This window comes from Streptomyces sp. FH025 (genome assembly GCF_017427025.1).
GTDB lineage: Bacteria > Actinomycetota > Actinomycetes > Streptomycetales > Streptomycetaceae > Kitasatospora.
The window spans coordinates 1-9,562 of record NZ_JAFLNG010000275.1; the positions used below are offsets into that span (position 1 = coordinate 1).

The 9,562-nt window shown below is 73.2% G+C and carries 8 protein-coding genes; 5 read left to right on the top strand and 3 right to left on the bottom strand.

Translation table 11 applies throughout. The features are described from left to right. Positions 1–423 precede the first annotated feature (423 nt). Together J0670_RS19990 and J0670_RS40300 are read left to right on the top strand one after the other, a co-directional pair. Positions 424–1,188, top strand: a complete 765-nt coding sequence (locus J0670_RS19990; RefSeq protein WP_374223130.1) for a class I SAM-dependent methyltransferase — start codon at positions 424–426, stop codon at positions 1,186–1,188. A 79-nt stretch (positions 1,189–1,267) separates the two neighbouring features. Then, on the top strand, positions 1,268–3,115 hold the full coding sequence (locus J0670_RS40300) for an ATP-binding SpoIIE family protein phosphatase (RefSeq protein ID WP_207813000.1): 1,848 nt from the start codon (positions 1,268–1,270) through the stop codon (positions 3,113–3,115). A gap of 48 nt (positions 3,116–3,163) precedes the next feature. On the opposite strand, the gene J0670_RS20000 is transcribed toward J0670_RS40300, so the two are convergent. Next, positions 3,164–5,350, bottom strand: a complete 2,187-nt coding sequence (locus J0670_RS20000; protein ID WP_207813001.1) for an MMPL family transporter — start codon at positions 5,348–5,350, stop codon at positions 3,164–3,166. Between the two features lie 139 nt (positions 5,351–5,489). Between J0670_RS20000 and J0670_RS20005 the strand changes: the two genes are divergently transcribed. Then, positions 5,490–6,113 carry a TetR/AcrR family transcriptional regulator gene (locus J0670_RS20005; RefSeq protein WP_207813002.1) on the top strand — a complete coding sequence of 208 codons (624 nt, stop codon included), beginning with the start codon at positions 5,490–5,492 and terminating at the stop codon, positions 6,111–6,113. Here J0670_RS20005 and J0670_RS20010 read toward each other — a convergent pair. After that, a complete protein-coding gene (locus J0670_RS20010) occupies positions 6,106–7,056 on the bottom strand; it encodes a LysR substrate-binding domain-containing protein (RefSeq protein WP_307806600.1) in 951 nt (316 codons plus the stop codon). The two genes, J0670_RS20005 and J0670_RS20010, sit on opposite strands and share 8 nt — an antisense overlap. 192 nt (positions 7,057–7,248) lie before the next feature. On the opposite strand from J0670_RS20010, the gene J0670_RS20015 reads away from it, so the two are divergent. Together J0670_RS20015 and J0670_RS20020 are read left to right on the top strand one after the other, a co-directional pair. Next, complete coding sequence (locus J0670_RS20015) at positions 7,249–7,800, top strand: peroxiredoxin (RefSeq protein ID WP_196952746.1); 552 nt, start codon at positions 7,249–7,251, stop codon at positions 7,798–7,800. Between the two features lie 3 nt (positions 7,801–7,803). After that, complete coding sequence (locus tag J0670_RS20020; protein ID WP_207813003.1) at positions 7,804–8,343, top strand: alkyl hydroperoxide reductase; 540 nt, start codon at positions 7,804–7,806, stop codon at positions 8,341–8,343. Between the two features lie 79 nt (positions 8,344–8,422). Here the strand turns inward: J0670_RS20020 and J0670_RS20025 are convergent. Next, positions 8,423–9,562 (bottom strand): AI-2E family transporter (locus J0670_RS20025; RefSeq protein ID WP_207813004.1); only part of this gene is annotated, 1,140 nt, incomplete at its 5' end.

The window sequence follows — 9,562 nt, forward strand, 5'->3', positions numbered from 1 at the left end:
CCCCCGGCTGCGGGAGCGCCCTCAACGCTTCCCCGGCGCTGGACTCCACTCTGCACCGCGCCGATTGACGTTCGATAAACGTCCTATTGTCAGCCTGCGGATTGATGAAATCGCAGGTCAGAGCCCCTACCCCGGCGCGCCGTGCGGCGTGCGGGCCCCGGCGCGCACCCCACCCGCACGCCCTCGCTTCCGCAAACCCGGTCCACATCGACCCAAGCATGACGAGTTGGCCGGAAAGGGACCCCATGGCGTGGTGATCGCGCATATTCTCAGATGCCAGTACGCACACGGGTGTCCGCCGGCAGGACGCCGGGCCCGGTGCGCACGTATGACTGCGGGGAGCGTGACGGCCCGCCACCGGCAGCGGCCCCCGGGCTGCGGAGGAGCCGACCGGAGGCCACGGGTGGAAGGGTGCCTCTCAACGTGACGACCGGACAGATCTCCGACTCGTTCCCCGTCGGCGAGGACGCGGGGGACGACGAGCCCGACGTACGGCGGCGCCGGGCCGACCGGGCGCTGCAGGCGGTCGCCTTCGACACCATCGGCGCCGGGTACGGCGAGGCCTTCCCCGCCAAGGACGGGCAGCTGGAGTGCGGCCGCCGGCTGCTCGCCGAGCTGGAGCCCGGCGCCCCGGTCCTGGACGTCGGCTGCGGCACCGGCGAGCCGACCGTCCGCCAACTGGCCGCCGGCGGGCTGCGGGTGACCGGCGCGGACCTCTCGGACGGGATGCTCACCCTGGCCCGCCGGGCGCCGCACCCCGGCGAGATCCCGCCGGAGTTCCATCGGATCGACCTGTACGATCTGGCCACCGAACGCGCCGACCGGGTCTGGGGCTTGCCCGGACTGGGCCCGGCGGGGTACGGCCGGTTCGCCGCCGTCACCGCGTTCTTCTCGCTGATCCTGCTGCCGCAGGACGAGATCCCGACCGTGCTCGGCCGGCTGCGCGAACTCCTCCGGCCCGGCGGGCTGCTGGCGCTCGGTATGGTCGAGGCGGATCTGGATCACGTTCCGCTTCCGTTCCTTGGCAGAGAGCTGCGGATCAGTGGGTATCTGAGGGAGGATCTGGAGCGGGTCCTGGTCGCGGCCGGTTTCGCCGTCGAGGAGCGCTCGGGGCATCCGTACGCGCCGGCCAGCACCTCGCTGCCGCCGGAGGAACAGCTGTTCCTGTGCTGTCGACGCGTCGGCTGATCGGACCGAAGCAGGCCGGCCGCACCGCGGCCGGGAACAGAACAGCCCACCGACCACACCGAATCCAGGACAGGCAGCCGTGCGCGACCAGCTCAAGACCGAGGCGGAGCAGCCGCCCGCCGTCCCGGGCCAGCGCCGCCAGGTCCCGGCCCGGCCGAAGGCCCCGGCGAAACCCCCGGCCGCACGGCCGGACCGCCCCGGGGTGACGGACCGCCTCGCCTACCTCGACGCCGCGACCCGGCGGATCAACAGCGCCCTCGACCTGGCCGCGACCCTGCGCAACATCGGCCGGGTCCTCGTCCCGACCCTCGCCGACGCCGCCGTGCTCCACCTGCGCGACCCGCTGCCCAACGTCGAGCGCGAACCCGGCTTCCCCGAGGAGCTGCGGATACACCACAGCACCGGCACCCGGATCGGCCGCCGCGGCCGGCGCAACGGCACGGACGACCGGCACCGCTCCCGGTACGGCTCCCGCTCGTCCGCCGACACCGGCCCGGCCACCCCGGTGACCCGCGGCGGCGCGCTCGCGCACGCCCTGCTGAGCCGCCGCCCGGCCGAGGCGGCCGTCCTCGGCACGCCCGCGGCCGAGCGCACCGAGACGCTGCTGCGCGAGCTGTACGGCACCCGCGGACTGGCCCGGCTGGCCGCCGGGACCTCGGTGCTCGCCCTGCCGCTGCGCGGCCGCAAGGCCGTCCTCGGGCTGCTGGTGCTGATCCGCCGTCCCCCTGAACGCACCGGCCGCCCGGCCTTCGACTCCACCGACACCGCGACCGCCGCGCACCTGGCCACCCAGTCCGGGCTGTCGGTGGACACCGCTCTGCGCTACGCCCGCGAGTGGGAGATAGCCAACGAGCTCCAGCGCAGCATGCTGCCGCTGCGGCTGCCGCAGTCCCACGGCGTCCGGATCGCCCAGCGCTACCTGCCCGGCGAGCGCGGCGCGCAGGTCGGCGGCGACTGGTACGACGCGGTGCCGCTGCCCGGCAACCGGGTCGCCCTGATCGTCGGCGACGTGATGGGCCACTCGCTCACCTCGGCCGCCATCATGGGCCAGCTGCGCACCAGTGCCCAGACCCTGGCCGCGCTCGACCTGCCGCCGCACGAGGTGCTCTACCACCTGGACGAACAGGCCCAGCGGCTCGGCCGCGAACAGCACCTGGCCACCTGCGTGTACGCGGTCTACGACCCGATCGCCAACCGGGTCGTGATGGCCAACGCCGGGCACGTCCCGCCGGTGCTGGTCGGCCCCGACGGCACCGCCGAGCTGGTGGAGCTGGACTCCGGGGCGCCGATCGGGGTCGGCGGGGTGGACTTCAACTCGGTGGAGCTGCCCGCGCCGCCCGGCTCGGCGCTGCTGCTGTTCACCGACGGCCTGGTGGAGACCCGCACCCGCCCGATCAGCGACGGCCTGGAGGTGCTCCGCGCCAGGATCGCCGCCGCCCGCTGGCAGTCCCCCGAGCAGCTGTGCCAGGAGGCGCTGCGGATCCTGCCGCCCGGCGACCGCGGCGACGACATCGCCCTGCTCGGCGCCTGCTTCGACGGCATCCCGGCCGGGGACGTCGCGCACTGGTACCTGCAACCGCGCAACGAGACGCCCGGCCGGGCCCGCCGGCTGGCCGGGCACACGCTGCGCCGCTGGGGCCTGGGCGAGTTGAGCGAGGCGACCGAGCTGATGGTCAGCGAGCTGGTGACCAACGCCGTCCAGCACGCGACCCGGCCGGTCACCCTGAGCCTGGTACGCACCACCCGGCTGCGCTGCGAGGTCGGCGACGACAGCCCGCTGCTGCCGCGCCCGCGCCGTACCGGCCCGGAGGACGAACGCGGGCGCGGGCTCCAGATAGTGGCCCGCTGCGCGGACCGCTGGGGTGCCACCCGGCTGGGCACCGGCAAGGTGGTCTGGTTCGAGCAGCGGCTGCCCGCGGGGATGTGACCGGGTGCCCGGCGGGAGCGGATCCCGCCGGGCACCCGGTACGGACGGTCAGACCCCGACCGGCTCCTTCCGGGCCGGCCGCTCCTCCAGCTCGGCGATCAGCTGCTCGCCCTCCATGTCCACCTTCGGCACGACCTTCTCCAGCCGCTTCGGGAACCACCAGGCGGCCCCGCCGAACAGCGCCATCGCGGCCGGCACCAGCGCCATCCGCACCACGAAGGCGTCCACCAGCACGCCCACCGCGAGGGCGAAGCCGATCGGCTGGACGATCGGGTCGTGGCCGAAGACGAAGGCGCCGAACACCGAGACCATGATCAGCGCGGCCGCCGTCACCACCCGGGCGCCGCCCTTCACCCCGCCGACGACGGCCTCGCGCGGCTCCTTGCCGTGGACGTACTGCTCCTTCATCCCGGAGACCAGGAAGAGCTCGTAGTCCATCGCCAGCCCGAACAGCACGCCGATCAGCAGGATCGGCACGAAGCTCACCACCGGGCCGACCTTCGGCACGTCGATCAGCCCGTCCAGCCAGCCCCACTGGTAGACCGCGACCACCGCGCCGAGCGAGGCCACGATGCTGAGCAGGAAGCCGGCCACCGCCTTGAGCGGGACGAGCACCGAGCGGAAGGCCAGCGCGAGCAGCACGAGCGCGATGCCGACGATCACCGCGAGGAACGGCGGCAGGGCCTGGCCGAGCTTGGTGGAGACGTCGATGTTGGCGGCCGTGGTGCCGGTGACGGCGATGTTCGCGCCGGTCACGGAGCGGAGTTCCTCGCGCTGGTCGCGGATCTCGTTGACCAGGGCCTTGGTGTCCTCGTGGTCCGGCCCGGTCTGCGGGATGACGGTCACCAGGGCGGTCCGGCCGGCCTGGTCGACGGTCGGCGGCAGCAGCGTCCGCACGCCCTCCAGGGCCTGGAGCTTCGCCGCGACTCCCTGCACCGCCTGCTCGGACAGCGGCGCGCCCTGCGCGTCCACGACGACCACCAGCGGCGCGTTGAAGCCCGGCCCGAAGCTCTCGGCGATCAGGTCGTACGCCTTGCGGGCGTCCGTCCCGGCGGCCTGCGAACCGCCGCCCGGCAGGCCGAGGTTCAGGCTGGCGGCGGGCACCGCGAGGGTGCCGAGACCGGCCAGGCCGACGAGGAGGACGGGCAGCGGGCGGCGGACCACGAAGCGGGCCCAGCGCTCGCCCACGGTGGTCCTCCGGCCGGCGGTCAGCGCCCGCCTCCAGACCGGGAGCCGGTCGACGGCGCGGCCGACGAAGCCCAGCACCGCGGGCAGCAGCGTGATCGCGACCAGCACGGCCACCACGACGGCTCCGGAGGCGGCCAGGCCCATCACGGTGAGGAAGGGGACGCCCGCGACGGCGAGCCCGGCGAGCGCGACGACCACGGTCAGGCCGGCGAAGACGACGGCGCTGCCTGCGGTGGCGGTGGCGCGGGCGGCGGCCTCCTCCGGCTCCAGGCCCTCGTCCAGGTGGCGGCGGTGCCGGAAGAGGATGAACAGCGCGTAGTCGATGCCGACCGCGAGGCCGACCATCAGCGCCAGCACCGGCGCGGTGGTGATGATCTCGAAGGAGCCGGTGAGCGCCAGCAGGGCGGCCATCGCCACGCCGACGCCGACCAGCGCGGTCAGCAGCGGCAGCCCGGCGGCGACCAGCGTGCCCAGCGTGATCACCAGCACCACCCCGGCCACCACCAGGCCGATCGCCTCGGTGCCGCCCTCGATCTGGGCCATCGTGTTGTACGCGTCGCCGCCGAAGGCCACGTCCAGCCCGGCCGCGCGGGCCGGTTCGGCGGCGGCCTTCACCGCCTCGCGCTGCTGGTCGGTGACGTCGGCGAGCTTGTGGTCGAAGGAGACCAGGGCGAGCGCGACCTTGCCGTCCGGCGAGACGGCGCCGGTGGCGTACGGGTCGGGCACCGCGGCCACGCCCGGGACGGCGGCGATCCTGGCGACCGCCTCGCTGACCGCCCGGCTCGCCCCGGGCGCGGTGGCGCCGCCGGGCGCCGGGGCCGCGAAGACGACCTGGGCGGAGCCGTGGCCCTGCGCGGGGAAGGTGTCCTTGATCCGGTCCAGCGTGCTCTGCGCCTCGGTGCCCGGCACCTTGAACTCGTCGCTGGTCTTGCCGGCGAACGCGCCGGCGGCGCCGCCGACCGCGATCAGCAGGGCGATCCAGACCGCCAGCACGGCGCGCCTTCGCCGGAAGCTGAAGCGGCCCAGTCGGTACAGGTACGTGGCCATGGGAATCCTCGGTCGGGTCGTCGGACAGGCGACTGCCTGGACGGACCCGTCCCACGGTAGACCCAATCTTGTCGGGTGACAAAGTTGGCTGACAGAATCGAATGACAAAGTTATCCGCCCATGGCGCTACCCTGGCTGGATGGCTCATGTCCCCGCCTCAGAACGCCGACCCCAACTGGTCCAGGCCGCGATCGACCTGATGACCAGGGAGGGAATCGCGGCCGGCAGCACCCGCGCGATCGCGGCCGAGCTGGGTGTGGCGCAGGCGACGGTGCACTACACCTTCGGCACCAAGAAGGACCTCTACCGGGCGGTCGTCGAGCGGCTGAAGTCCGACTTCCTCGGCGAGGTGCGCGCCGCCGACCCCGGCGACGGCCCGTTCGGCGAGCAGGTCCGCACCCTGGTGCACGCGCTCTGGGAGGCGGCCACCGGCGAGCACGGGCGCTGCGTGCTGCTGAGCGAGTTCGGGGCGCTGGCCATGCGCGACCCGGACATCCAGGAGATCATGCTCGGGCTCCAGCGCGACATCGAGGGCACCGCCGACGAGATGCTCAGCGCCCTCGCCGCCGCCCACCACCTCACCCTGGCGGTCCCGGCGCAGCAGATCGCGGTCCACTTCCTCAGCGGCTTCGACGGCCTGACGGCCCGCCACCTCGCGCTGCGCAGCCCCGGCGAGGAGCCCGACCCGGACACCCTGCGCGGGCTCGACCTGCTGGTCGCGACCACGGTCGGACTCTGCCTGGGCGAGCCCGCGATCAGCTGACGATCCGCACCGGCAGCTCGGCCAGCACCTCGCGCAGCGCGGCGGCGAAGCGCTCGTACTCGGCGCTGCGGGCCGAGCCCGGACGGGTGGCCAGCCCGATCCGCCGGCCCGGAGCCGGGGCGGCGAAGCGCACGGCGGCCAGCCGGTCGGTGCGCCCGGCCTCGACGTCCAGCGCGGTGGCGGGCAGCAGGGTCACCCCGAGGCCCCCGGCGACCAGCTGGACCAGGGTCGACAGGCCGGCCGCGCGGGTGGTGGAGCCGGCCGGATCGGCGCCGACCTCGCGGCAGATGTCCAGGGCCTGGTCGCGCAGGCAGTGGCCCTCCTCCAGCAGCAGCACGTCCAGGTCGAGCAACACGTCGCGCGGCACGTCGATCCGCCCGGCGAGCGGATGCCCGGGCGGGGTGACCAGCACGAAGTCCTCGTCGAACAGCGGGATGTCCCGGGTCGGCGAGGCCCCGCCGGCCGGGAGCGCGAGCAGCAGGACGTCCAGGCGTCCGGCGGCCAGGCCCTCCAGCAGCGAGGGGGTGCGCTCCTCGTGGACGTGCGGCTCCAGCTCGGGGAAGCGGTCGCGGACCAGCCGCAGCACGGTGGGCAGCAGGTACGGCGCGACAGTCGGGATCACGCCCAGGTGCAGCGGCCCGGTGAACGGGCGCCGGGCGGCCTCGACCTCCTCGGTGAGGGCCTGGAGCGAGGCCAGCACCCGGCGTGCGTGCTGGTGCACGCGCTCCCCCAGGGGAGTGACGATCACCTTGCGCGTCGTACGCTCGACCAGCTGCGCGCCCAGCGACTCCTCCAGCGCCGCGACCGCGCCGGACAGCGCCGGCTGGCTCGTCCCCGTCGCGGCGGCGGCCTCCCGGAAGTGCCGGTGCTCGGCCACCGCGACGAAGGCCCTGAGCTGGGCGACCGTCGGCGTACGGGGGCTGCGGACTGTGGCACTCGCCACAGCCGGATCCGGTTTGGCGGCGGCGGCCCTACGGACGCCGGGCCGGGACGTGGGGGATTCGGTACTGATAGCAATCTCCGATCAAACACATCCAGTGTAGCTATTTCCCTGATCAGTCCACGATGTGGAATCGTGGATCACGTCCGGAATCCGGACAAAGCTCCCCCCAGCCTCACTTCAGGAGAAGCGAACGTGCTCACGATCGGCGACAAGTTCCCCGAGTTCGACCTCAAGGCCTGCGTTGACCTGGACGCCGCGAGCGCCTTCGCCGACATCAACCACAAGTCCTACGAGGGCAAGTGGAAGGTCGTCTTCTTCTGGCCGATGGACTTCACCTTCGTCTGCCCGACCGAGATCGCCGCGTTCGGCAAGCTGAACGACGAGTTCGCCGACCGCGACGCCCAGATCCTCGGCGTCTCCGGCGACTCCGAGTTCGTGCACCACGCCTGGCGCAAGGACCACAAGGACCTGCGCGACCTGCCCTTCCCGATGCTGGCCGACATCAAGCACGACCTGATGCGCGCCTGCGGCGTCGAGAACGAGGACGGCACCGCCCAGCGCGCCGTCTTCATCGTCGACCCGAACAACGAGATCCAGTTCGTCATGGTGACCGCCGGCTCCGTCGGCCGTAACCCCAAGGAGGTCCTGCGGGTGCTGGACGCCCTGCAGACCGACGAGCTGTGCCCGTGCAACTGGACCAAGGGCGAGGACACCCTCGACGCCCAGGCCCTGCTGGCGGGCTGACCCATGGCCCTCGACGACCTGAAGGCCGCCCTTCCGGAGTACGCCAAGGACCTCAAGCTCAACCTGGGCTCGGTCATCGGCAACTCCGACCTCCCCGCCCAGCAGCTCTGGGGCACCGTGCTGTCCTGCGCGATGGCCACCCGCAGCCCCGGTCTGCTGCGCGAGCTGGAGCCCGAGGCCAAGGCCAACCTCTCCCCTGAGGCGTACAACGCCGCCAAGGGCGCGGCCGCGATCATGGGGATGAACAACGTCTACTACCGGACGCTGCACCTGCTCTCCGACAAGGAGTACAGCACGATGCGGGCCGGTCTGCGGATGAACATCATCGGCACCCCGGGCGTCGAGAAGATCGACTTCGAGCTGTGGTGCTTCGCGGTCTCGGCCATCAACGGCTGCGGCCAGTGCCTCGACTCGCACGAGGCCGTCCTGCGCAAGGCCGGCGTCGAGCGCGAGGTCATCCAGGCCTCGATGAAGATCGCCGCCGTCCTCCAGGCCGTGGCCGGCGTCCTCGACTCCGAGGCCGCCCTGGCCGCCAACGCCTGACGGGCCTGCGCTGACGCCGACGGGCCCCTCCCGGACACCACGTCCGGAAGGGGCCCGTCGGCGTTTCCGCGCCCGTGCCCTACTCCGTGACGGGCTCCGGCCGGGCCGGGTGGGGCGCGGCGGTGCGTTCGGCGGCCTCGCGGGCGGCCTCCAGCGCGGTGAAGACGGCCTGGCCGGCCTCGTTGCGCCGGCGCAGGTGGGTGACCACGGTGTTGATGACGGCGATCAGCGGGACGGCGACCACCGCGCCGCCGATGCCGCCGATGATGCCGCCGGCCGCGACGCCGAGGACCACGCCGAGCGGGTGGACCCGGACGGCCCGCCCGAGGATCAGCGGCTGGAGGATGTGGCTCTCGACCTGCATCACCGCGACCAGCACCACCAGCACCATCAGCGCCGTCCACGGCCCCTGGGTGACCAGGGCAATCAGGACCGCGACCGTGCCGGTGATCAGCGCGCCGACCAGCGGGACGAAGGCGCCCAGGAAGATGATCACGGCCAGCGGCATGGCCAGCGGCACACCCAGCAGGTCGACGCCGATGCCGATGCAGAGCGCGTCGATGAAGGCCACGCAGACCGTGCCGCGCACGTACGCGGTGAGCGTCGTCCAGGCCTTCGGGCCGGCCCCGGCCATCGCGAAGCGGGAGTGCCGGGGCAGGCCGCGCAGCGCCCAGTTCCAGATCTTCGCGCCGTCGTAGAGGAAGAAGAAGGTGGTGAAGAAGGTCATCAGCAGCGCCGTCAGCACCTCGACGGCGATCTGCGCGCCGGTGATCGAGGCCGAGGTGAGCTGGTCGGTGTTGGTAGTGATCGCCTTGGTGATCTGGTTGGCGAAGTCGGTGATCTGCTGCTGGGTCAGGTGCAGCGGCCCGGTGACCATCCAGTCCCGCAGCTGGTTGACACCGGTCTTCACCTGGTTGGTGACGTCCGGCAGGTTGGTGCTCACCTGCCAGACCACGAACCAGCCGACCAGCCCGATCCCGGCCAGACCGCTCAGGAACACCCCGCCCGCCGCCAGCGAGCGCGGCACCCCGCGGCGGCGCAGCCAGGAGACCGAGGGCTCCAGCAGCGCGGCGATCAGCAGCGAGGCCAGCACCGAGAAGGCGACCAGCCGCAGCATGTCGACCACGTAGAAGACGACGTAGAGCGCCGCACCGAGCAGCAGCAGCCGCCAGGTCGACTCGGCGGCCACCCGCAGCCCCCAGGGCACCGCCTCGGCGGG